The organism is Allocoleopsis franciscana PCC 7113 (assembly GCF_000317515.1).
Classification (GTDB): Bacteria; Cyanobacteriota; Cyanobacteriia; order Cyanobacteriales; family Coleofasciculaceae; genus Allocoleopsis; species Allocoleopsis franciscana.
The window spans coordinates 3,196,464-3,218,966 of the sequence record NC_019738.1 but is presented as its reverse complement, the minus strand read 5'-3'; the positions used below and the strand labels follow the sequence as shown (position 1 = coordinate 3,218,966).

At 47.8% G+C, this 22,503-nt stretch carries 15 protein-coding genes; 11 read left to right on the top strand and 4 right to left on the bottom strand.

Annotated elements, in window-relative coordinates; translation table 11 throughout:
* Nucleotides 1-5 precede the first annotated feature (5 nt).
* From MIC7113_RS13505 to MIC7113_RS13500, 3 genes are all read left to right on the top strand, one after another.
* A complete protein-coding gene (locus MIC7113_RS13505; RefSeq protein WP_015182728.1) occupies nucleotides 6-542 on the top strand; it encodes a hypothetical protein in 537 nt (178 codons plus the stop codon).
* A gap of 338 nt (nucleotides 543-880) precedes the next feature.
* Nucleotides 881-1,027, top strand: coding sequence for a hypothetical protein (locus MIC7113_RS36325; protein WP_015182726.1), 147 nt, complete (start codon nucleotides 881-883; stop codon nucleotides 1,025-1,027).
* 392 nt (nucleotides 1,028-1,419) lie between these two features.
* Complete coding sequence (locus MIC7113_RS13500; RefSeq protein WP_015182725.1) at nucleotides 1,420-3,105, top strand: sensor histidine kinase; 1,686 nt, start codon at nucleotides 1,420-1,422, stop codon at nucleotides 3,103-3,105.
* Between the two features lie 168 nt (nucleotides 3,106-3,273).
* On the opposite strand, the gene rpsU is transcribed toward MIC7113_RS13500, so the two are convergent.
* Nucleotides 3,274-3,450, bottom strand: coding sequence for a 30S ribosomal protein S21 (gene rpsU / locus MIC7113_RS13495; protein WP_015182724.1), 177 nt, complete (start codon nucleotides 3,448-3,450; stop codon nucleotides 3,274-3,276).
* Between the two features lie 577 nt (nucleotides 3,451-4,027).
* On the opposite strand from rpsU, the gene MIC7113_RS13490 reads away from it, so the two are divergent.
* From MIC7113_RS13490 to MIC7113_RS13475, 4 genes are all read left to right on the top strand, one after another.
* Nucleotides 4,028-4,369: a hypothetical protein gene (locus MIC7113_RS13490; RefSeq protein WP_015182723.1), complete on the top strand. Its 342-nt coding sequence runs from the start codon at nucleotides 4,028-4,030 to the stop codon at nucleotides 4,367-4,369.
* A 118-nt stretch (nucleotides 4,370-4,487) separates the two neighbouring features.
* Nucleotides 4,488-5,486: a glycerophosphodiester phosphodiesterase gene (locus MIC7113_RS13485; protein ID WP_015182722.1), complete on the top strand. Its 999-nt coding sequence runs from the start codon at nucleotides 4,488-4,490 to the stop codon at nucleotides 5,484-5,486.
* Between the two features lie 125 nt (nucleotides 5,487-5,611).
* The gene (locus tag MIC7113_RS13480; RefSeq protein WP_015182721.1) at nucleotides 5,612-6,259 is read left to right on the top strand and encodes a pentapeptide repeat-containing protein; all 648 of its coding nucleotides are present in this window, start codon (nucleotides 5,612-5,614) and stop codon (nucleotides 6,257-6,259) included.
* Between the two features lie 234 nt (nucleotides 6,260-6,493).
* Nucleotides 6,494-9,955, top strand: coding sequence for a beta strand repeat-containing protein (locus tag MIC7113_RS13475; RefSeq protein WP_155897993.1), 3,462 nt, complete (start codon nucleotides 6,494-6,496; stop codon nucleotides 9,953-9,955).
* A gap of 335 nt (nucleotides 9,956-10,290) precedes the next feature.
* Here MIC7113_RS13475 and MIC7113_RS35400 read toward each other — a convergent pair whose 3' ends face one another.
* Entirely contained in the window at nucleotides 10,291-16,041 is a 5,751-nt protein-coding gene (locus MIC7113_RS35400; protein WP_015182718.1) for a PAS domain S-box protein, read from the bottom strand.
* 512 nt (nucleotides 16,042-16,553) lie between these two features.
* On the bottom strand, nucleotides 16,554-18,383 hold the full coding sequence (gene thrS / locus MIC7113_RS13460; protein WP_041780046.1) for a threonine--tRNA ligase: 1,830 nt from the start codon (nucleotides 18,381-18,383) through the stop codon (nucleotides 16,554-16,556).
* 167 nt (nucleotides 18,384-18,550) lie between these two features.
* Between thrS and MIC7113_RS13455 the strand changes: the two genes are divergently transcribed.
* Nucleotides 18,551-18,904, top strand: coding sequence for a DUF2605 domain-containing protein (locus MIC7113_RS13455; protein ID WP_041780795.1), 354 nt, complete (start codon nucleotides 18,551-18,553; stop codon nucleotides 18,902-18,904).
* 131 nt (nucleotides 18,905-19,035) lie between these two features.
* Nucleotides 19,036-19,371 carry a DUF2973 domain-containing protein gene (locus tag MIC7113_RS13450; RefSeq protein WP_015182715.1) on the top strand — a complete coding sequence of 112 codons (336 nt, stop codon included), beginning with the start codon at nucleotides 19,036-19,038 and terminating at the stop codon, nucleotides 19,369-19,371.
* Between the two features lie 101 nt (nucleotides 19,372-19,472).
* Here the strand turns inward: MIC7113_RS13450 and MIC7113_RS13445 are convergent, their stop codons facing one another.
* The gene (locus tag MIC7113_RS13445) at nucleotides 19,473-19,841 is read right to left on the bottom strand and encodes a hypothetical protein (RefSeq protein ID WP_015182714.1); all 369 of its coding nucleotides are present in this window, start codon (nucleotides 19,839-19,841) and stop codon (nucleotides 19,473-19,475) included.
* A gap of 268 nt (nucleotides 19,842-20,109) precedes the next feature.
* Between MIC7113_RS13445 and MIC7113_RS13440 the strand changes: the two genes are divergently transcribed.
* On the top strand, nucleotides 20,110-21,357 hold the full coding sequence (locus MIC7113_RS13440) for a cation:proton antiporter (protein ID WP_041780045.1): 1,248 nt from the start codon (nucleotides 20,110-20,112) through the stop codon (nucleotides 21,355-21,357).
* 130 nt (nucleotides 21,358-21,487) lie between these two features.
* Nucleotides 21,488-22,438, top strand: a complete 951-nt coding sequence (thrB, locus tag MIC7113_RS13435) for a homoserine kinase (protein ID WP_015182712.1) — start codon at nucleotides 21,488-21,490, stop codon at nucleotides 22,436-22,438.
* Nucleotides 22,439-22,503: the final 65 nt, after the last annotated feature.

The window sequence follows — 22,503 nt, the reverse complement described above, 5'->3', positions numbered from 1 at the left end:
GGAGTATGCCATTGAAAACTAAAGTCTCATTTTGGCTGATTCCATCCGAAGAGGACAAAGCGTTTTTCCAGGACATCATAGATAATCTTGCCCAAGAATATGACGCTCCCGTGTTTACGCCCCATGTCACCATTTATTCGGGTGAATATACCCCCGAAGAATCTCCGGCTGAACTGCTGGGAAATGCCATACAGGGGATTCAGAGTTTTAGTTTAAGAGTCGATCAACTCCTCTATACAGACCAATTTACCAAGACATTATTCGTACAATTTTACCAAAATCCCCTTCTCACTCAGATATCAGAAACTATCCATAATTGTTCAAAACATCCATCTGAGTTTGCGCTTAATCCTCATTTGAGCTTAATTTATCAATATCTCAGCGAAGAAATCAAGAAAAAGTTAATAACCCGGTTAAGTCTACCCAAATCTGAAGTATGTTTTAACGAAGTGAGAGCCATCTCCACTCAAAATCAAGTGAAAGGATGGGAGGATGTGGTACAATGGGAAGTTATCGATATCAAAAAGCTTCAACAGCCATAGTGCTTGCTGATGAATCTTTGTATCCTGAATAACAAAGAAATGTCACATAAACTCTTTCTTCCGATATAAGTCACTGTTAATACTAGCCGCTAATCTGACTGTATAGATTGTATTACCGATAAGAGTATTGCTTAAAAGAGAACAGTGTTGAGCAATGCGTAGGGCTGGTGCTGTGACTAAAGCCATAAGACTCCTGACCTGATTGGTGGGGCGATCGCTTCCGAGTTTAACTTGTGCGATCGCCTTTTATTTAAGATGAATTTGAAAGTCCCACTGTGCAGCTTTACTGCCAGCCATTGCATATATTTTGATACCTTTATTATTAAGGAGAACTATCAATGGAAGAAGAACGTCATACTACAGTGCTTACGGCTGCTATTGTCAGCGGCTGTTTGGTGATTGGTTTATTGGCGGGCTACCCTTTAGGTAACATTGCTCGTCATGCCATGTCGGGAGAAAATATCGCTTTACCACAACAGGAATGAGCCGAGATTCCTGAGCAATGTCCCTTAGACTATACAGGAATGGCACTTGCATTAAACGCGAGTGCCATTCCCCTACACCATGACGCTTAGTAATATCGTTGACACAAATAATTAATACAGATAGGTACGGGGTGACTTTTTTTGTTTTCCCCTTAAAAATTTGTCATCATGGTGTCAGCGAACTCAAAAACGTTTTTACATACATACTTTTGAAAAAATATTGCTGTGATTTGAATCACATATAATGTAAATTTAAATCACAAGCACGACAGATAACCGTCACTAGCTAGGGATGTTAAATGTCACAAAATGTAGATGTACTGCATCACCCAGCAGGTGACCGAAAGGTTGAATGATGTTGGAGGTGGGCTAGAGACTTCAGCAAATGAGCCATGTTCCTAAGCCGTGACAATTTGTCAGCTAGCTCTGCCAACCGGGTAGAGTACTATGAGAAAGTCCACAACAACCTTGTCGAGCGGACAAAGCAATTGAAACGCGCTAATCACGAACTAGCTCATCAAATTGCTGAGCGTCAACGGGTGGAAGAGGCTCTGCGGCAAGCGGAACAGAAGTATCGCAGTATCTTTGAAAACGCAGTTGAAGGAATCTTTCAAACAACGCCTGAGGGATACTACTTAGCCTGTAACCCGGCGCTAGCACGTATTTACGGCTACGAATCAGCCGACGCATTGCTCAAAAATTTAACGAATATCGGGCAGCAGCTTTACACTGATCCGAACCGCCGTCAGGAATTTATTGAGCAACTCTACACGTGTGATGTGGTATCTGACTTTGAGTCTCAGGTTTATCGAAAAGACGGCAGTATCATCTGGATTTCGGAAAATGCACGAGCTGTGCGTGCTGAGGATGGTACGTTGCTATACTACGAGGGCTTTGTTACAGATATCACTCAGCGAAAGTTAGCGGAGGAAGCTTCGCAGCGAGCAGAAGCTCAACTGAGAGCCAAAGCTGAACAATTGAAACAGACGTTGACAAAGCTACAACAAACTCAAGCCCAGTTGATTCACAACGAAAAAATGTGCAACTTAGGGCAGTTAGTAGCAGGTGTTGCTCATGAAATTAACAATCCAGTTAACTTTGTTTGTGGTAACCTGATTCCTGCGACTCAATATGTTGATGATTTATTAGATCTGCTCCGATTGTACGTCAAGCACTATCCCCAGCCAGAACCTGAAATTCAAGCCAGAGCAGAGGCGATCGATTTAGAGTTCTTGGTTGAAGATTTCCCCAAAACCTTATCCTCAATGCAGTTGGGAGCCGATCGCATTCGTCAGATTGTTCAGTCTTTGCGAAGCTTTTCCCGGATTGATGAATCCCAGATGACGCAGGTGGATATTCACAAAGGAATTGATAGCACACTGTTAATTATCAACAATCGGCTCAAGCCCAAAGGGGACAATCCGGGAATTGCCGTTGTTAAAGAATACGGGGAATTGCCCCCAATCAAGGGCTACGCCGGTCTTTTGAACCAAGTGTTTATGAATTTGCTGTGCAATGCGGTTGATGCCTTGGAAGATTGCCCCCCAACGCTGTGTGCACAAACAGATACAGATGTTGAAGAACATTACAAGCCGATAAAGGGCAATAGCTCTAGCAATAACCAAGCTTATTCTCTGAAGAACTGCTCTGGCACGCCAATGTGGCGACATGGGTGTATTGGGGTTAGCGATCGCGAAACACGAGCGAGTGCGTCTAGCCCAACTCCAGCCTCAGCCTGTACCCAGGAGACGGACATTGTGTCGATGTTCTCCCCAAGGGAATCCCCCAAAGTCATCCGAATTTGTACAGAACTGCTCGAGAGTGATGCACGAGACGGGAAAGTGACTGAGCCACGGGTTGTTATCCGGATTATCGACAATGGCTCTGGGATGCAAGAAGAGGTTAGGAGCCAGATCTTTCACCCCTTCTTCACTACAAAACCCGTAGGCAAAGGTACGGGTTTAGGGCTATCCATCAGTTATCAAATTGTCGTTGAAAAACATGGAGGTCAGTTGCAATGTATCTCCGTACCCAACCAAGGAACGGAATTTAGGATAGAAATTCCGATTCAACTGTGAAGACGTGCCCGTGCACGTCTTCATCATCGTAAACCCTAAATGTTTTCTTTTGTCGGATGGCATCGACCTAGTAATCTACCAGGTTCGTGCCTCTCTAAGACCCCCTCCTGCCGCAGCAATATCCAACACAGCACGGAACAAAAACCGTTTTCATAATCCATCAACGAGCTAACGCCAGCGCTTCTTCCGGCGTGCAATTTCCTTGCGCTTACGTTTTTCAATGGGAGTTTCAAAATGGCGATGCCGCCTGATTTCTGTCAAAATCCCAGCTTTGGAGACTTGACGCTTAAATCGACGCAATGCTGAATCAATACCTTCGTTTTGACCAACAAGTACCTGAGTCATCTACTTACTTATCAACATTCAAGACTGACAGCGATCTTTTGATTAACAAGAGTGTTAATCGGAGGAAATGGGCAGAACAACAAGCCAAATGGGGACTTTGATTCGGTGAGAAGCCTGTCAATAAGGTACAACATGGCCTTCAGGCGAATCCATTGCTCGATAAATACCCTAGCATAATTGTTTTCACGAATCCCAGCCCCACATAACCGGATTATTGTCTAGATGGTCAGTAACCAGCCGTCCGATCTCGTCAATTTCCTGGAGTTCCTCACCCGATAGCTATGGAGATATTATTTTCCACACAATAAGGCATTGCCTCTGTTTCCACTTGACGCCAAAACAGGGAGTAAGGCGGGCAGACTTTTATGAAGTTTTTGTAAATTCTTTATGAAGTTTTTATAAATTACTGAACCTCCCTGAAGCGCAGGATACAGTTCGCTCCTTCGGTTCAGGATACATCCTCAATACCTTATGCCGTCAGCTCCTCTCTAGAGACAAATGGCTACTTTTTGTAATATCATCCATTAGATAGATGACAAAAAATTGACGCTCTTCACTCCAAGACATTTTCCGAATTATGGATAATCAGACCCTGACAGCCCAACTAGACCATCGAGTAATTGCATTATGGCTTGATTCCCTAGATGGGCTTCACAGAGAAGCGATGAAGCCATGCGACATCATCATCGACACTTACAAAGTAAGAAATAGCTTGGGAGTTTTGTTGCAATATCGTGCCCTCCGGATTGAATGTTTCAGCGAAGCCTTACGCAATGCCTTGATGATTGGGTATCGCTACTATGCCGTCAAAGCCCATAACTTAGGTCTAGATCTGTGTTTCAGTGTGAATGGCGAGTGGTCAATTGCTTACAATGGGGGAGCGATCGTGCAAAAACCTTTTCATGGTGAAGCATCCTGAGTGAATCAATTGTAACTCTTATCCCTCTGGGTTATGGGTCTGGGGTCATAGGTCATAGCGGAAAGATTTCCCATTCCTCAAGTGACACCTCCGACACCAACCGAGAAAACCCATTCAAATGCCTATTAATATCAGCAAACTCCCCATTGTGATTGGGCATCGAGGAGCCTGTGGCTACTGCCCAGAGCATACCCTCGCGTCCTATGAGTTGGCGATTCAGATGGGAGCTGACTATATTGAACCCGATATCGTCTCCACCAAAGACGGTGTCCTAGTCGCTCGTCATGAAAATGATATTTCTGAGACAACGAATGTCAGCGACGCGAGAGAGTTTGCTAACCGCAAAACGACTAAAATCATTGATGGTCAAGAAGTCATCGGTTGGTTCACAGAAGATTTCACCCTGGCAGAACTTAAAACGCTGCGAACAAAAGAGCGCTTGCCTTTCCGGAATCGTGCCTTCGATGGTGACTTGGAAATCCCAACGCTACAAGAGATAATTGATTTAGTCAAAAAAAGCAGTACCGAGACAGGACGTGCGATCGGTATCTATCCAGAAACGAAGCATCCTACCTACTTCAAATCCATCAATCTTTCACTCGAAGAGCCTTTAGTCGCGCTTCTAGAAGCCAACGGTTACACCAGCCAACACGACCCCATCTTCATTCAATCCTTTGAAGTAGAAAACCTCAAACAGTTGAATCAGATGACCCATTTACCTTTGGTACAGTTACTGGCTCACGGTGAGCAGCAACCGTATGATTTGATGGTGAAGGGTGACTCTCGCACCTATGCTGATTTAACCACTCCGGAAGAATTAGCGAAGATTGCCCAATATGCTGATGCAATTGGTCCCGATAAAAGGTTAGTTGTACCCACGAATCAGAAAAAACGGCTGCAACCGCCTACCTCTTTAATTGACGATGCTCATGCCGTTGGGTTAAAGGTGCATCCCTGGACATTTCGGAATGAACAGCAGTATCTTGCTCCCGACTACAATGGAAACAGTGAGGCAGAATATGAGCAGTTTTTCAAGTTGGGCATTGACGGCCTATTTAGCGACTTTCCCGATACGGCTGTTAGTGTGCGTAACCGGATATTGTCAGGCTCCACTTGATCAAAAAACCAGGACGAGGGTTGAGTATTTCCTGCCAGGAAGAAATTTGAGGGTGACTACTAATTGAAACACTGACGATTTCGTGCCAGTCTGACTGAATTAAGTAAGTGACCCAATCTAAAAACATGAAACTCAAACTTCTGATTACTGGTTTGCTTTTAGCTCCCTTATGGATGGCGACGGGGACACCCACTCACGCTGAAAACCCCTACCAATTGAGCATTCTCCGCTCCAGCAGGTCATGCCTGAGATGCAACCTCCGAGGGATTAACCTCAGCGGTGCAGATTTTTCTGGGGGAATGCTGAAACATAGCGACTTGACCCGTTCCAACCTATCGAATATTAATCTGACCAATGCCGACCTAACCCGTGCTAACTTGACCGATTCTAGCCTAGAGGGTGCGACGCTAACGGGCGCAACGCTTTGGGGTGCCGCCTTCAGAGCCGCTAGTATGGACGGTGCCAGCTTGAGAAATGCCGATCTAAAGTATGCAACTTTGGACTCTGCCGACTTGACCAATGCCGACCTGAGTGGTGCCAATATGACTGTAGCTCAACTCAGAAAAGCTAATCTTTCAGGTGCCAATTTTTCAGGTGCCAACTTAAGGGACGCTGACCTTTCTGATGCCATTTTCAAAGGTGCCAACTTTTCAGGTGCTGACCTAAGAGGCGCTAAAATTAAGGGCATCAAGTGGGACGAAGTTACCGTGTGTAGGACGATTGGCTGGAATGGAAAAGTGTCGAATCGCGATTGTCCAGGAACGCCTAAGTAACAAAAATTTCAACACTAGAATTCAATCGGTAAGGTGAGCCACTCTCACCCGACTCTGGTTGTTTTCAATTGAGTAAAATTCCATCTTTTGTAGGGGCACGATAATATCGTGCCTTTGCTGTATCATACAGGCAAAACTTCACCATCTTTTTACCGATTTCATCTCTCTTTAGCCTGATGACGTTAGCTATTGATGTAGTAGGAGTCAGAGTACTCTCCACGACATCTTTAATTTATGAAAAAGTCAGCACAGGCGATCTGCGTCGGGTTAATGCTTTCTCAAACATTAACCTCTCCTGTGGTTGCACAAACGAGTGATACTGAAACTACCACTCCATTACCTTCATCAAGTGGTCAAGCGGCTGATCTAAAAATTCGCCCCCGCGTCGGCGCAGGCTTTACGACCACGGGTGCTGGTTACCAAGAGCCATTTTTTAGTCTGGAAGGCTTTTTCCCAATCCAACAAAATCCGGGAAATAATCTCACTTTCTTGGAAGGAAAAGTACTCTTTTTTACTGACTCCAATATTGGCACTAACCTAATACTAGGGAAGCGATTTTATAGCTCAGATCAAAACAAAATTCTGGGCGGTTACCTCTCTTATGATGTCCGCGACACGGGTAACACTCTGTTTCACCAAATCGGTGGGGGTTTTGAACGACTCAGTGACGCTTGGGATTTGCGAATCAATGGATACCTTCCTATCGGTAATACCCGTGAAAAGATGGCTGAATCCATATCCAATCCCTTCTTCCAGCAAAACTTTTTGCTCTTGAATCGGACGACGCAGTTTGAGGCGGCAATGGCTGGAGTTGATGTGGAAGCGGGTGGACGATTGCTACGCCTCGGCGACGGAGACTTGCGAGGCTACGCCGGGGTATATTACTACAGCGCACAGGGGAGTGATAGCGGTTTCGGCGTCAGAGGACGGTTGGAAGCACGTCCTACCGATACCTTGAGATTGGGTTTATCGATACAACATGACCCAACCTTCGACACCAAGGTGGTTCTGAGTTTAGGAGTCAACGTTCCAGGAACCCGACCTCGTGGTGTAGATAAATCCAGTGTACTGGCTCGCCTAGGAGAATCGGTCGAACGCAAGGCCGCGATTACGGTGGATGAGCAAGCCAAGAATGATACCGTTGTTGCCACCAATCCCAAGACAGGTGCCCCTTTTGTGTTTCGACACGTCACCTTGGGAACAGGGGCGGGGGATGGTACGTTTGAAAATCCTTCGGGGACGGTACAGGATGGACTGAACCTGGCTCAGTCGGGTGAGATTGTGTATGTGCAGGCTGGGACAAATCCGGGAATTGAGGCGTTCAAAATTCCGGATGGTGTATCTGTGCTATCCACCGCCGTAGCGCAAAGGATTGATACGGTAGGATTCAGTACTTTACAGTTGCCGTTGTCGGGGAGTGGGGGGTTTCCTGTGGTGAATGGAACTGTCACTTTGGGGAATAATACAACGCTGTCAGGATTTGCAATTACCAATGCAACGGGTAGCGCCATCCAAGGCATCAGTATCCAAAATGTCACGGTTCGAGACAACCGCATCACCAATCCCAGCGAACAGGGAATTAACCTCACCGATGTCGCTGGCACCAGTTTAATTGCCAACAATACCGTCACAGGAAGCCGTCTTGGGGGTATTTTTGTTTCCGCTTCTGGCAATACACAACAAGAATTAAATGTCAATAGCAACACAATTAGTGATAGTGGTCGCCAGGGGATTTTCGTCCAAGCCTCTGAGAATGCTCAACAGAAATTCACCGCCAACAGTAACACGGTAAGCAATAGCGTTGGTCAGGGCATTTTCCTTCAGACCAATAACAATAGCCGGCAAAATGTTGCGATCGCTAATAGCACGATTAGCCGTACAACGGTTGACAGCCAAGGTGAGGGAGGACAGGGACTATTCGCCCAGGCTAATAGCGGTGCCCAACAAACTGTGAAACTTGAGAATACTCAAGTTAGTGACAGTGCCAATCAGGGGATTTTTGTTTCTGCATTTAGCAAAGTGGATGAACCCCAAAGCCGACAAAATGTTACTCTCACTGGTACGAGTGTAAGTAATAGCATCAGTCAGGGTATTTTCCTGCAAGGGAATAACAATAGCCGACAGGATGTTGCGATCGCTAACGGCACCATTAACGGCACAACCCGTGACAGCAAAGGTGAGGGGGGACAAGGACTGTTCGCCCAAGCCAATAGCGGCGCACAACAAACGGTACAACTTGACAGCACCAAAGTCAGTGAGAGTGCGGGGCAAGGCATTTTTGTTTCCGCGTTTAGCAAAGTGGATGAACCCCAAAGCCGACAAACTGTTACCCTGAATGGCACGAGTGTAAGCAATAGCACGGGTCAGGGTGTTTTCCTTCAGGCGAATAACAATAGCCAACAGCAATTTGCGATCGCTAATGGCACGATTAACGGTACGACTCGCGATAGCAAAGGTGAAGGAGGACAAGGTTTGTTCGCCCAAGCCAATAGCGGTGCACAGCAGCAAATAACCGTTGACAACAGCCAAGTCAGCAACAGTGCGGGTCAAGGTGTCTTCTTCTCCACCTCTAGCCAAGCTTCAGAACCCCAAAGCCGACAGAATATTACCCTCAACGGCACCAATGTGAGTAATAGTGCGGGTCAGGCTGTCTTTTTACAGGCGAATAACAATAGTCAACAAATTGTTGCGATCGCAAATGGCACGATTAAAAGCACAGCGCTTGACAGCAAAGGCGAAGGGGGGCAAGGACTATTTGCTCAAACCAATGGCGGTGCACAGCAGCAGTTGACGGTGAACAGCACGCAAGTCAGTGATAGTGCGGGTCAGGGTATGTTCTTTTCCACCTCTAGCACAGCAGAGGAACCCACCAGCCAACAAACCGTTAACCTCAATGGCAACAGTGTCACTAATAGCAAAGGTCAGGGCGTATTCTTTCAGGCCAATGGCAATAGCACGCAGCAATTTGCCATTACCAACAGCACGCAGCAATTTGCCATTACCAACAGCACGATTAACGGCACAACGGTTGACAGCAAAGGTAACGGAGGACAGGGCATTTTCACCCAAGCCAATGGCGGCGCACAGCAGAACTTTAATATTGAGGGTACTCAAGTCAGTAACAGTGCAGGACAGGGGATTTTCGTTTCCGCTTCAAGCCAACTCACAGAACCGACCACCCGACAAACATTCATCATCAACAACACCAGTGTCAATAACAGTGCAGGACAGGGCATTTTCGTGCAAGCCAGTAACAATAGCACTCAACAAGTTGCCATTACCAACAGCACGATTAACGGCACAACGGTTGATAGTCAAGGTCAGGGAGGTCAGGGCATTTTCACCCAAGCCAATGGAATTGCTCAACAGAACATCAACATTAACAAAAACACTGTGAGTAATAGTGCGGGTCAGGGCATTTTTATGCAAGCCAATAGCGATAGTCAGGTTAGCGCTGATGTTCAGTTCAACATCCTGCAAAACAACATGATTCCTGGTTTCTATGCCGTAATGAACGCCACTAAAACCTTCTGCGTCAGGCTCAATGGCAATAACAGCAACACAAATTTCGTGTTACAGCGAAATGCTGGAACCTTCCAAGTTAGCGATCGCGATAGTGTCAGTACGAACAACACCGGTACCGTCGATTTTGCGCCAGCGATCGAGAGCTTTACAAATGTAACCACCTGTCCTTAAGAGACGATATTGAAAGTTAGGTTAACAGGTTCAAAGTTACCCTTTTGAAGGGAGATTTATACCAAGTTGCGTTCAAACGCAGTATTTTCTCTCCCCCTTGTCTTCCTTGTCTTCCTTGTCTCCCTATCTACTATCTTTGACTGCAACTTGGTATTAGATGCATCTCCAAGCATTGAGCTCATTTCCACTGGCATCGGATTCTTCAAAAACCTCTGCGTACCTCTGCGTCTCCCACTGCGCCCTCTGCGTTAAAAAAATCATTCTAATGCAAATAGATTCGAGATTCCCTCTTCCCCTATGAAGTCCTATCAAGGGGAAGAAGCTAGATTCTGCCATTAACCACGTCCCACCAAACGAGCGATCGCTCTAACCAGTTCTTCCGGTTCCACCGGTTTAGAAATGTGAAGTTGAAACCCAGCTTGCAATGCCTGCTGCTGATTATATTCTCCCGCATAGGCCGTTAGCGCGATCGCCGGAATCTGCCCTCCCTGTTGGGCGGAAAACGTCCTCACCTGACGCATCAGCATATAGCCATCGAGATCTGGCATCCCAATATCCGAGAGCAAGACATCGGGCACAGATTGATTTAAGGCAGCAAGAGCCTCTTCGGCAGATGCTGCAACCGTCACTTCAGCCCCCGACTGCTGTAAAATAAAAGCCACTAACTCTCGGATATCGGTTTCATCATCCACCATTAAGATCCGCAATCCATCAAGGTCAGCCGCACCCCGTGATGGCATCGGTTCTGGGATGACTTCCGCCTGCGTCCCCATCAAGGGCAGCGTCACCGTAAAAGTTGACCCCAACCCCTCTCCTAAACTTTCAGCATGGACAGACCCACCATGCAACTCAGTAAGATAGCGCACGATCGCAAGTCCTAACCCTAGTCCGCCAAACTGTCGGGTAGTGCTGCTGTTCTCTTGACGGAAGTACTCAAAGACATAGGGCAAAAACTCTGGACTAATGCCTTTTCCTGTATCCTGAACATGGATTTGCACCTGTGAGCCAACTTGCTCGACGCGCACCTCCACCCGTCCCCCGGACGGTGTAAACTTAATCGCGTTGGAGAGCAGATTCCAAATTACTTGCTGTAAACGATTGGCATCCCCTGACACCTGACCCGCATTCGCCTCGAACACAGTCTGAATTTGAATTTCCTTGGTTTGGGCGGCTAATCGCACCGTTTCCAGTGCCGCTTCAATGGTGGAAACCAAATTGACGGGACTCTCATTCAAGACCAATTTACCGCGCAAAATCCGAGACACATCCAACAAATCTTCAATCAGTTGGGTTTGTAACTTAGCATTGCGCTCAATGATTTCCAAGGCTCGATCCGTGGCTTTTTCATCAAACTTGCGTGACCGTAGTAACCTTGTCCAGCCTAGAATGGGGTTCAGGGGCGATCGCAACTCATGGGAGAGAATCGCCAGAAACTCATCCTTAATCCGATTCGCCGCTTCAGCCTCCGTCCTAGCACGTTGCTCCGCTTCATAAAGGCGTGCCCTGGCAATGGCCTGACCACACAAGTGTCCTAATGTCAACATAAAGGCACGGTCTTCTGGACTAAAAGAGGTCGCACAGGCAAAGCTAAAACTCATTCCCCCTAACGTCCGTCCCTCGACCGTCAAGGGGATGCAAGCGAAAGCTTGATATCCTGTACTCTTGGCGACACAAGCCACAATCGGATACTGGGTGGGACAAGCTGCAATATTCTCCAGGAAAATGGGTTGCCCCGTCCGTGCCAGTTCTGCCATGGGCACGGGGGCAGTAATCGAAAAAGACTTCCAATCCTCTATAACATGTTCAGGCAAACCGACACTTTTCACAATTTCCAGAGACGTATCGTTGTCCGTGAGCAGTGCTACAAAACCAGCGCTCACCCCCAGAGCCGCTATGCCTTGATTCACAACGACTTCAGCGACTTGATCCAGAGTCAGGGCTTCTGAGAACGCAGCGGTGATGGATTGGAGACGTGCAGTGACATCAGCCGCTTGTTCAGCCGTTTGGCGTGCCTGCTGCGCTTGTTGATAGAGTCGGGCATTTTCTACGGCGAGAGCGGCACGACGCGCCAGTTCTTCGGCTAGTGCCAGATCCGTTGAGTCATATTGACGACCCGATTCAGCCGCCACAAAAGAGATCGTGCCTACAGTTCGTCCACGAGTCAACAAGGGTACAATCATCACCGACTTGAAGCCGACCTCCCGGAGAATTTGCAAGTGTTCCTGATCACGGGCGGCTTCCACCAACAGGTGATCGGGAATATCAGGGTAGAATTCCGATTGCCCTGTGCGTAACACCTGAGCTACACCACGCACGTCATTAGGATCAACAGGATACTTTTGATTATTTTGGTTCGCCCAGGCGATTTTGGCAGGATTGACGTGAGCCGTTACCAGTGGTTGTAGGGAGCCATCTTCTGCAATTAAGTGGACAGTACACCAGTCCGCTAACTCAGGAACCGTCAGTTGGGCAATACTTGCTAGAGTCGTTTGATAATCGAGTGAACTAGAAAGAACGCGACTCGCTTCTGCCAGATAATGCTGTGCTTTTTCAGTTTGCCGGCGCTCCGTAATATCGATGCCAGAGCCAATGTAACCCGCAAATCTGCCCTCTTCATTAAATAAAGGCACTCCCTCATCCAACAGCCAACGATATTCACCATCTTGGCGTCGGTGGCGATACTCGATCTGGAAACGCTGGCGGGCGTTAAAGGCCGAGAGATAAGTTTCTAAACAATACTCTGTATCATCAGGATGAATACCATCAGGCCAGCCCAGGGTTACAGCCTCCTCCAACGTTTGCCCCACAAAGTCCAACCAAGGCTGATTGAAATAGGTACAATGCCCATCCAAGCCGGACATCCAGATAAATACCGGAGCACCATCTGCCATCCGACGAAACAGCGACTCACTCTCGCGCAATGCCTGCTCAACCCGCTTGCTCTGTGTCACATCCATGGAGGTAACACCAACACCCAAGACTTGACCATCGGGTAAACAGACAGGATAGTAGCTTACTAAACAATGTCGGTGTACTCCAGGTTGATTGAGTTCGCCACTGATCTCCTGGTTTAACAAAGGCTCTTGAGTCTGCATTACTCTGTGCAAGATCGGTGCCAGTTGGGGTGCCCATTGGGGCAGAACGTCCCCTAGGGTGCGACCCAAGTGTTCGCTCAACGGTATACCGTTAATGGCGGCAAGCGCCTGATTGGCATGAATGTAACGCAGGTCGCGATCCAAAAAAGCCAGACCGACCGGCGAACTGGCCAGAAAGGCATGGAGGACGGTTTCACTCTTTTGCAGTTTCATCTGTGCCTGCTTGCGCTCGGAAATGTCGATCGCGGCACAAGTGATGCCGATGATTTGGTTCTTGGCATCCCGCAAAGGCTCCACCGTCAGGTCATAATACCAGTCTTGCCCGTGTAGGCTAATCTTGACCTCTTGACGCGTGCCCATGCCCGTTTCCAGGACTTGGCGTTTGATTTGGGTCAGAATCTCGGCGTCAGCGCCAGTGAGTAAGTCGATATCGCGTTTACCGAGTATATCTTCAACCTCGTCCTCAAAATCGGAGCCATATTTCCAGGTATAGCGTAACTCTCGGTCTTGGTTAAATACACTGATGGGTGAGTGCTTCAGGGCGACGCGCAGTCGCTCTTCACTCTGGCTGAGTGCCTCTTCGGTTTGTTTGCGCTCGTGAATGTCTGTCGTAACGCCAATCCATTTGAGGATGTTTCCTTGTGCGTCTTTCAGGGGTACGGCACGAACCATAAACCATCGATACACCCCATCCTTGCCTCGAAATCGAGACTCGGTTTCAAAGGGTTCTCCCTGGTATATCGCTTGGTTCCATTGTTCCATTGCTCCTGATAAATCCTCTGGGTGATAAACCTGCTCGAAGCCCCCTGTATTCATGTCTTCAACGGTCATCCCCGCATACTCTAACCAGCGCGAGTTGACGAAGTCGAGTTGACCTTGAGCATTGCAAGACCAAATAAAGTCTGGTACCGCTTCGCTTAAGGTACGATACAGATTCTCACTGGCACGTAGAGATTCTTCCGCTTGCTTGCGCTCGCTGATGTCGAGAAAGGCTCCGACGCATCCTCTCACCTGCCCCTCTTCATCCAACAAGGGTGCCGCGTTCGCCAACAGATGCAAGACTCTTCCGTCATCATGTACAATCTCAATCTCTACATTCCGAACGATGACACCATGAGCTGCCGCATATTGGATTGGTTGCTCTTGGGGAGGAAGTTCTTGACCTTGACGGTACACTCGATAGGGAAGTTGTTCGGCGTTGGGTTGGCTGGTCGAGCCATTGGTGTAACTCGGTAACTTCAACCATTCAGCAAAAGCCGGGTTCATCCGAATATCCCGACAGTCTGGCTTTAGGGCAATCCCAATCCCCATTGGAATCACATCCAGCAACGTTTGCAGCTCATTAACACGGCGATTTAAATCTTTGTTAAGTGTTCCAATCTGGTCTTCGGCTCGTTGGCGATCGCTGATGTCAAAGGACATGCCTGCAAGCCTCTGCTTTCCAGAGCCATCTTTGAAGGGAAACCTCAAGGACATCCAATAATGTATGCCATCCTCCTGGGGTAATGCTTCCACGATTTCCTTGGGTTCGTCAGCGGCAAGAACCGCCCGATCGTTCTCTCGTACCTGCTGTGCCACTTCGGTGGGCAAAATGTCGAAATCGGTCTTGCCGACCAGTGCCTGTGGCGGACAATTGACCAGTTTCTCTGCGACCGGATTGGTATAGAGATAACGCCCCTGCTCGTCTTTGATGAAGGCGGTTCCAGGGATGTTATTCATGAAGCTCAAAAATAATGCTTGGTTTTCAGCGAGTGCCTCCTCGGAACGTTTGCGTTCCATAAACTGACCCATCTGGCTACCAATACTCATCATCATCTGAAGCAAGTCTTGATCCGGCTCCTGCACGGTGTCGCTGAAGCACTCGATTACCCCTACAATTTCGTGATCCAACCGGATGGGAAACCCTAATGCCCCCTGTAATCCGGCTTTAGCCGCCAATTCGACTCTAGGAAAGTTATTATCTTCAACGAGATGAGAAATCCAGGCCGGTTGACCACTGGCCCAAATGCGACCGGGTAAGCCAATTCCAGGGGCAAATGTCGCCTGTTGATTGATTTGGGTAAACTCTTCTACATTAATTGTCGGTGTATGCCAACTCTCGACGAAACGCAGCAAATTCCCTTGACGGTCTAGACTCCAAATCATACCCACTTGCCATCCCAAACTTTCACACAAAGATTGCAGGATGGTGGGCAGGGCATCTGCCAGGGTGGTGGCTTCGGCTAGGATGCGAGTCACTGCATACTGTACACGTTGGCGCTTTTCCGTGCGCTTGCGCTCAGTTACATCAGTCACCATAGCCAGCATGGCAAAGCATTTACCGTTGTCACTGAGCATGGAGTTTACATTGCAGTTGACCCAGATGGGGGAGCCGTCTTGGCAACGCAGACAAAACTCAAGTTCCTCAGAAATGCCCTGTCTACGTCGCTCCATCAGACGTTCCGCTTCCGCCCTGTCTTTCTCGTAGATATAGTCGAAGGCGGAACGTCCCAGCATGTCTTGAATACTGTAGCCTAGTAGCCGAGCCATCTGGGCGTTAACATAAGTGGTTCGGGCTTGTTCATCAACCAACCAAACGCCTTCGTTGGTTGTCTCGACAATCAGGCGGTATTGCTCCTCGCTGCGGCGTAGTCTCGACAAACTCAGCTCCATGCGTTGCTTTGCCCTGAGAAGCTCCGTACTCACTAAACTGATCATCAGCGCCACCAGTAGGAGTACCGTAAACCGGAACAGGTTACTCGCGCTGGTAAAAGCCAGGGAATATAAGGGTGGCAGAAAAAAGTATTTAGTGGCTAACGCCGCCAACAGGATCGATAGCAGTCCGGATGGCAAACCTCCATACAGAGAGCTAACCATCACGGCGGGGTAAAACAAGGCGAAAATAGTCGGTGACATCAGGGGTTCGAGCACCCAAGTCAGTCCGAGTGCGATCGCCCAAGCCAAGAAGGCGATCACATAGGCACGCGGTTGGGAACGGATTACTTTCAACATATTTGGTTCTCCTCGCTCCTTCCATAAGAAGCGATCACCAGCCACTCAATCTTCATTTGGGAAATACTCAATTCATCAATCCTGACGGTTCAAACTTAGGCAACGCTTTGGCTTGTCCCACTCTATCTACAAACCAACCCCCACACCCACAGCCAATGCTTGCCGTCGATCACCCACGAGCTTTTTTGTCTTTAGCTGTTCTACCACCCGCATGTTTAGCTGTTAAACAGTTTGAGCCATCAAACAGAGGATAGAACGTGCTATATGGCTTTCGGTATATGTCTTGAGTGTGATATTTTTTTAGATTCTCACATAAAAAGCCCTAGCACGCGGAGCTAGAGCTTGTGAATGGTCAAGAAGGAGCAATAGTACTATTCATCAGTACGTTACAAAAATACTCACTATCCAGTTCTTGCTTCCTCTACCTGTAGTCAGTAATCGAACTCAGTAATGGGAACGATGACATGGAAAAAACTCAAAAGAAACAAGCAAAATACGGGTTTCCTTTTCCTTTAGAAGTTGCTGTGCGCCGCAATCGCCTCTTGCATTCTCTCCATCACCTCGACAACAGAGATAGCGCCTAAATCTTTAGATTGTCCCCCTGCACCACGGACACGAATACTGAGGGTATTAGACTCTACCTCCTTCTCACCCACAACAGCCATGACGGGAATTTTTTCCTTCTCTGCATTGCGAATTTGTTTGGGTAAGCGATCGCCACTCGTATCAACTTCCGCACGAATCCCCACGCTTCGCATCTTGCTCACCACGTCTTTGGCATAGGATAAAAAGGCATCACTCACTTGGACAATTCGCACCTGCACCGGCGCTAACCAGAAGGGGAAATCACCGGCATACTCCTCAATTAAAATCCCAATCAGTCGTTCCAGTGAACCAAAGGGTGCACGGTGAATCATCACAGGACGTTTGCGAGTCCCATCTTCGGCAACATACTCTAAATCAAAGCGCTCTGGCAGGTTGTAATCCACTTGAACTGTACCCAGTTGCCATTCGCGATCCAGAGCATCCCGGAAGATAAAATCGAGTTTTGGCCCATAGAAAGCCGCTTCCCCGATGCCTTCAAAGTGCTCCATTCCCAAGGTTTCTACAGCACGACGGATGGCATTTTCTGCCTTGCTCCACGCCTCATCCGAGCCAATATATTTATCAGAATTGGGGTCGCGGAAACTTAAACGCGCTCTAAAATTGGACAATTTTAACGTTTTGAATACGGACAGGGTTAAATCCACCACACTCAAAAATTCCGCATCCAACTGTTCTGGCATGACAAACAAATGGGAGTCATCCTGAGTGAATCCTCGTACCCGTGTTAAGCCTCCTAGTTCCCCCGATTGCTCATAGCGATAAACCGTACCAAATTCCGCAAGGCGCATTGGCAGCTCTCGGTAAGAGCGCAACTCATTCTTATAAATTTGGATATGGAAGGGACAATTCATCGCCTTGAGCACAAACCCCTCATCTTCCGACTCTCCCATCATTGGGAACAAGTCTTCTTTGTATTTTTGCCAGTGTCCAGAGGTTTTAAACAGATCAACTCTGCCGATATGGGGGGTTACGACTTGCTGATAGCCCCGTTTGAGCTGTTCTTGCTTCAAAAAGTCTTCCAGAAGACTGCGGAGTACCGTCCCTTTGGGCGTCCACAGGGGTAATCCCGGCCCCACTTGATCGGAAAAGATAAACAGTCCCAGTTCTTTACCCAGTTTACGGTGATCGCGTTTGAGAGCCTCTTCTTTACGGCGCTTATATTCTGTTAATTGCTGTGGTGTTTCCCAAGCAGTGCCATAAATTCGCTGCAACTGGGCTTTGGTGGCATCGCCTCGCCAGTAAGCACCTGCCACACTTTCTAAGTCAAAAGCTTTTGGGTGCAACTCTTGGGTATTTTCCAGATGGGGGCCAGCACATAAATCCCACCATTGGTCACCTAAGTGATAAATCGTAATGGGTTCTTGGAGTCCTTCGAGGATTTCCAGTTTGTAAGGCTCATTAATTTCCTGAATGCGACGTTGAGCTTCCTCCCGACTGACTTCTTCCCGAATCACCGGCAACTTACGATTGATGATTTTGATCATCTCTTTTTTGATCGCCTTCAGGTCTTGCTCGGTAAACGACTCTGGGATATCGAAGTCGTAATAAAAGCCATTCTCAATCCAAGGCCCGATCGTCACCTGTGCCTTGGGAAAGAGCTTCTGCACCGCCATCGCCATGATATGGGAGGTTGTGTGGCGAATCTTTTTTAAGGACTCGGATTCGCTGGTGCGGGGCAGATGAATTTTTTCAGGCTGCTCTGGAGCTTCTATGTTGGGCATGGATGACTGTTCCATTGAATAGCTTTTCTGTCTTTAAAAAAATGATTAATTCTCTCTGCCTCTATGATACAGAGCTTACTTTTCCAATGGCGCTTACTGGGAGTCTCAAGAAATCTGTTCAGCTTGTAAAGAAATGTAAAGAGCGTTAAGATAAGATTTACATGAAAAATTTTGTTAAATTTATGCATCAATCTCAACCATCCGAACAGGAATTACTGAAGTCGGTATTGCAACCTCTATTAGAAGATTTCCAGTATTGGTTTTCGCGATCGCGCTCGTTATTAGAAACGGAAGATTTGCCTTTTTTGAGTGAGGAGCAACAATCCGAACTCCTGGCACGAGTCAGAACAGCTCAGCAGGAAGTGAGTACCGCTCAGATGCTGTTTCAAGCCACTGATGGTCAAGTGGGGATTGAAACTGCCACACTGGTACCCTGGCATCGGTTGGTGAGCGAGTGCTGGCAAGTGGGAACGCAGTGGCGTGCTAGCCGCCTCACCTCAGCCCCGACGGATATTGCAGATGAGAGCCAACCTTGATCCCCAGGATTGAGCAAAAATCTAGCTGACCAGTGATAAGCTGAACTAACTACAGATTAAAAAAATCATTTCTTATCCACTATCTAGTCAAGAGCTTTACAGGAAAACTATTTAGTTTGGAGGACGAAACTATGTTACACCTGCTTTATCTTGTCGCCTTTACAGTCATAGCGTTTTTGGCGATTGGGAATTTACTTCGCAGCCTATTCACTGTAAGTATGGATTCTCAACGCCGTTATTCGCATCCAGGATCGTCATCTACAGATTGGGGTCAATCGCCCCTGATGGCTTCTCGCTCTCGATATAAAAGTGTGCCACACCCGGAACTATTAGATGAAACCGGCAATCCCATCAATGAACCGCTGTTGGTGATGCGTTCCATGTCTGTTGACGACGCCCGTGAACGGTTAGACGCCTTATTTAATTCGTCTCCAGGAACCCCGACGGAGAGACAGGAAGAAGGTTGAGTGAACAGCCGCCCCGCCCTGATCTTGCTGACTGGGGCTGAAGTGAGGACGGGGCTTTCGTCAATCCAGATGGAAAACCTCCAAACTTTTTAAGGATTGAATTACCGCCTGCGATAGCGATTGCGAATTTCGTTGCGGATACTCCAGCGCAAGTTATTCAAGTTTTCCCATAAAGCTTTGAGCATAAGCAAGGTAAAGGCAAAAGCCGCAACACTAATCGCGGCTGATTTCGTAGTAGATTGTGGAGCACGTGCGACATAAAAAATACCATAAGACGCCGCACCAACAACAGCAGAAATAACCGCAGCTTTTAGGGCTTCAACCAGGAGAACGCCCAGGGCAAACAGGACTGATTGACCTCCCGTACAGAAAATACCTAGGGCTTTATTTAGTTCCCCGCCATAGCTCCAAAGCAGCCAACCCATAACAGCGATCGCCGTCAGAATTAAAATAACATTAACGACCCACATTCAGCATCTCCACGAAAGAATACTAAGCTAGCAGCCGCTACTTAGTTTTGAGAAAGAGAAATACACTCTTTCAGTATTACCGTCAGTTCGTCTTACCGTCCAAACGACTGCGTCAGCAAAAAGTTGCAGCCTATACCAAAACATATTGTTAAGAAATCTAACTGTAAGCTGATGTAGAGTGAAAAGCCCAGGCGATAAGCTCACAAGAGAATACCCATCAACGCTCAGGAAATTAGCCCTGCGGTTTCTGAGTTTCCCTCCCACACTTGTGAATATTTACATTCTCGATCTGCTTGTAATTGGCTTACTGTTGCTTGGCGTCACTTTAGGTTCTGGTTGGATTTCTCGTTTACCTTTGTCCTACGCTCTCATCTACCTGGTTGTGGGAATTTTCCTCGGCCCCTACGGCGTTAAACTGATTCAATTACGCCCGGATGCTGAATTTTTGGAACGTCTCACAGAGTTAGTGGTAATTATCTCAGTCTTTGGCTGTGGTCTCAAGATGAATCGCCCCTTCAAGCTATGGGCATGGCAGACGACAGCGCGGCTAATTGGCTTTTTGATGCCGATTTCGATTTTCGCCATTGCTGCCTTCTGTCATTGGCTAATGGGTTTCGACTGGGGAGCCGCTGTTTTGCTGGGAGCAATTCTAGCACCCACTGACCCTGTCTTAGCTTCCGAAGTACAGCTTGCCAATGTTAAGGATCAGGATGAATTGCGATTTGGACTGACTTCCGAAGGGGGTTTAAATGATGCGTTGGCGTTCCCCTTTGTCTATTTCGGGATTTATTGGCTCAAAGATAGCAACTGGGACAATTGGTTTAAACAATGGGTAGCGGTGGACTTGGTTTGGGCAATTGCATCGGGTATTGTGATGGGAATTTTAGTTGCCAAAGCAATTGTCTGGGTTGACAAACAAGTCCAACGCTTCCGAGAAGTTGATAATTTGATGGAGGATTTTGTTGCCCTCAGTACGATTTTACTCACTTACTCCTTAACCGAATTAGTCAACGGTTATGGATTTCTTGCCGTTTTTGTAGCCGGAGTAACGGTTCAAGCGAGTTATTACCACAACCCCAAAAAGCGCATTGCTCAATTGGAATTTACGGAGCGAGTTGAAAAGCTACTAGAGGTAGGAACCATTTTGATTTTGGGTTCTCTGCTGCTAGTTGCCCCTATGATTAAGTATGCGGGTGAAGCCCTATTAGTAGCTGGCTTATTGCTATTTGTGATTCGACCTATTGGTGTGTGGATAAGTATGCTAGGCAGTCGCATCCCACCCCCAACCCGTTGGCTATTTGGATGGTTTGGAATTCGTGGCGTAGGTTCTCTGTATTACTTAACCTATGCATTTGGTAAAGGTTTAGAAGGAGAAATTGGAGAACGGCTTGCTTGGATTACTTACATTATTGTCGTCATTTCCGTCATTTTGCATGGGATTAGTGCCACACCTTTGATTAATTGGTACGAACGCCACATTAAGGGCACTAGCCAAGATGTGAGTCCAGACTCCTAAGAGGCAGATGGCAGTCTTTCTGGCATGGGGCACTCCTGGCTAGTTGGAGGCTCAAATCCTGCTCAACTTTAATTCCACATAATGGTATTCTCAGGGATTGTTGACTGACTTCTACGGATTGGAATCAATTATGTCCCTTGTCTCTTCTGTCTCCGTTACGGTTCCCGCCACTACCTCTAACCTGGGGCCAGGATTTGACTGTATTGGGGCAGCATTGACACTGTATAACCAATTCAAATTTACCCGCCTCGATGCCGCCGATGCAGGGAGTGGTGCAACACCTCGAATTACTGTTACAGGTGCTGAACAAGAGCGAGTGATTACGGATGAGAATAACCTGGTTTACCAATCATTGCTCCATTTTTACCAGCACTTGAGTCAAACCCCCCCACCTGTAACCATCGAAATTGAGCTGGGTGTGCCACTGGCGCGGGGATTGGGAAGTTCAGCCACGGCAATTGTGGCGGGGTTAGTTGCGGCTAACCAACTGGCAGGGGAACCTCTGAATCAGATGGAAGTGATGCAATTAGCGATCGCCATGGAAGGACACCCAGATAATGCCGTCCCTGCGTTTTTGGGAGGATGCTGTCTTGCCGTGGAGGGGAAAGAAGCGATGAAAGCATGGGAGATTTGTGACATTCCCTGGCACTCCAATCTAGTGCCGGTGGTGGCGATTCCCGATTTTGAACTCTCTACGGCACAGGCGCGTCGGGTATTGCCATCTGATTACAGCCGTGCCGATGCGATTTTTAATACCGCCCATCTGGGTTTACTGGTGCGGGGATTGGAGACGGGGCGAGGCGATTGGTTGCAAGTTGCTCTTCACGATCGCATCCATCAACCTTATCGTAAGGCGTTAATTCCCGGCTATGATGCTGTCCAGTCTGCCGCTTTAGCCGCTGGGGCTTATGGCATGGTGATTAGTGGTGCCGGTCCTACCCTTTTGGCTGTTGCTGATGCCGCCTCGGCCCCAACGGTTGCCACCGCCATGACAACGGCTTGGCAGGAAGAGGGAATTGCCGCCCAAGTGCGATCGCTCTCGCTGGACACCCAAGGTGTAAGAATTATGACCAATGCTTAATGTTACTAAGAACGGTCTTGTGCCACAGACAAGACCGTTTTCACACTTAGACTCACTCACAAGCC

Bases quoted from the DNA above. Each gene is read 5' to 3' on its own strand.
- MIC7113_RS13505 (WP_015182728.1), top strand. From the start codon at position 6: ATGCCATTGAAAACTAAAGTCTCATTTTGGCTGATTCCATCCGAAGAG.
- MIC7113_RS36325 (WP_015182726.1), top strand. From the start codon at position 881: ATGGAAGAAGAACGTCATACTACAGTGCTTACGGCTGCTATTGTCAGC.
- MIC7113_RS13500 (WP_015182725.1), top strand. From the start codon at position 1,420: ATGTTCCTAAGCCGTGACAATTTGTCAGCTAGCTCTGCCAACCGGGTA.
- rpsU (WP_015182724.1), bottom strand. From the start codon at position 3,450: ATGACTCAGGTACTTGTTGGTCAAAACGAAGGTATTGATTCAGCATTG.
- MIC7113_RS13490 (WP_015182723.1), top strand. From the start codon at position 4,028: ATGGATAATCAGACCCTGACAGCCCAACTAGACCATCGAGTAATTGCA.
- MIC7113_RS13485 (WP_015182722.1), top strand. From the start codon at position 4,488: ATGCCTATTAATATCAGCAAACTCCCCATTGTGATTGGGCATCGAGGA.
- MIC7113_RS13480 (WP_015182721.1), top strand. From the start codon at position 5,612: ATGAAACTCAAACTTCTGATTACTGGTTTGCTTTTAGCTCCCTTATGG.
- MIC7113_RS13475 (WP_155897993.1), top strand. From the start codon at position 6,494: ATGAAAAAGTCAGCACAGGCGATCTGCGTCGGGTTAATGCTTTCTCAA.
- MIC7113_RS35400 (WP_015182718.1), bottom strand. From the start codon at position 16,041: ATGTTGAAAGTAATCCGTTCCCAACCGCGTGCCTATGTGATCGCCTTC.
- thrS (WP_041780046.1), bottom strand. From the start codon at position 18,383: ATGGAACAGTCATCCATGCCCAACATAGAAGCTCCAGAGCAGCCTGAA.
- MIC7113_RS13455 (WP_041780795.1), top strand. From the start codon at position 18,551: ATGCATCAATCTCAACCATCCGAACAGGAATTACTGAAGTCGGTATTG.
- MIC7113_RS13450 (WP_015182715.1), top strand. From the start codon at position 19,036: ATGTTACACCTGCTTTATCTTGTCGCCTTTACAGTCATAGCGTTTTTG.
- MIC7113_RS13445 (WP_015182714.1), bottom strand. From the start codon at position 19,841: ATGTGGGTCGTTAATGTTATTTTAATTCTGACGGCGATCGCTGTTATG.
- thrB (WP_015182712.1), top strand. From the start codon at position 21,488: ATGTCCCTTGTCTCTTCTGTCTCCGTTACGGTTCCCGCCACTACCTCT.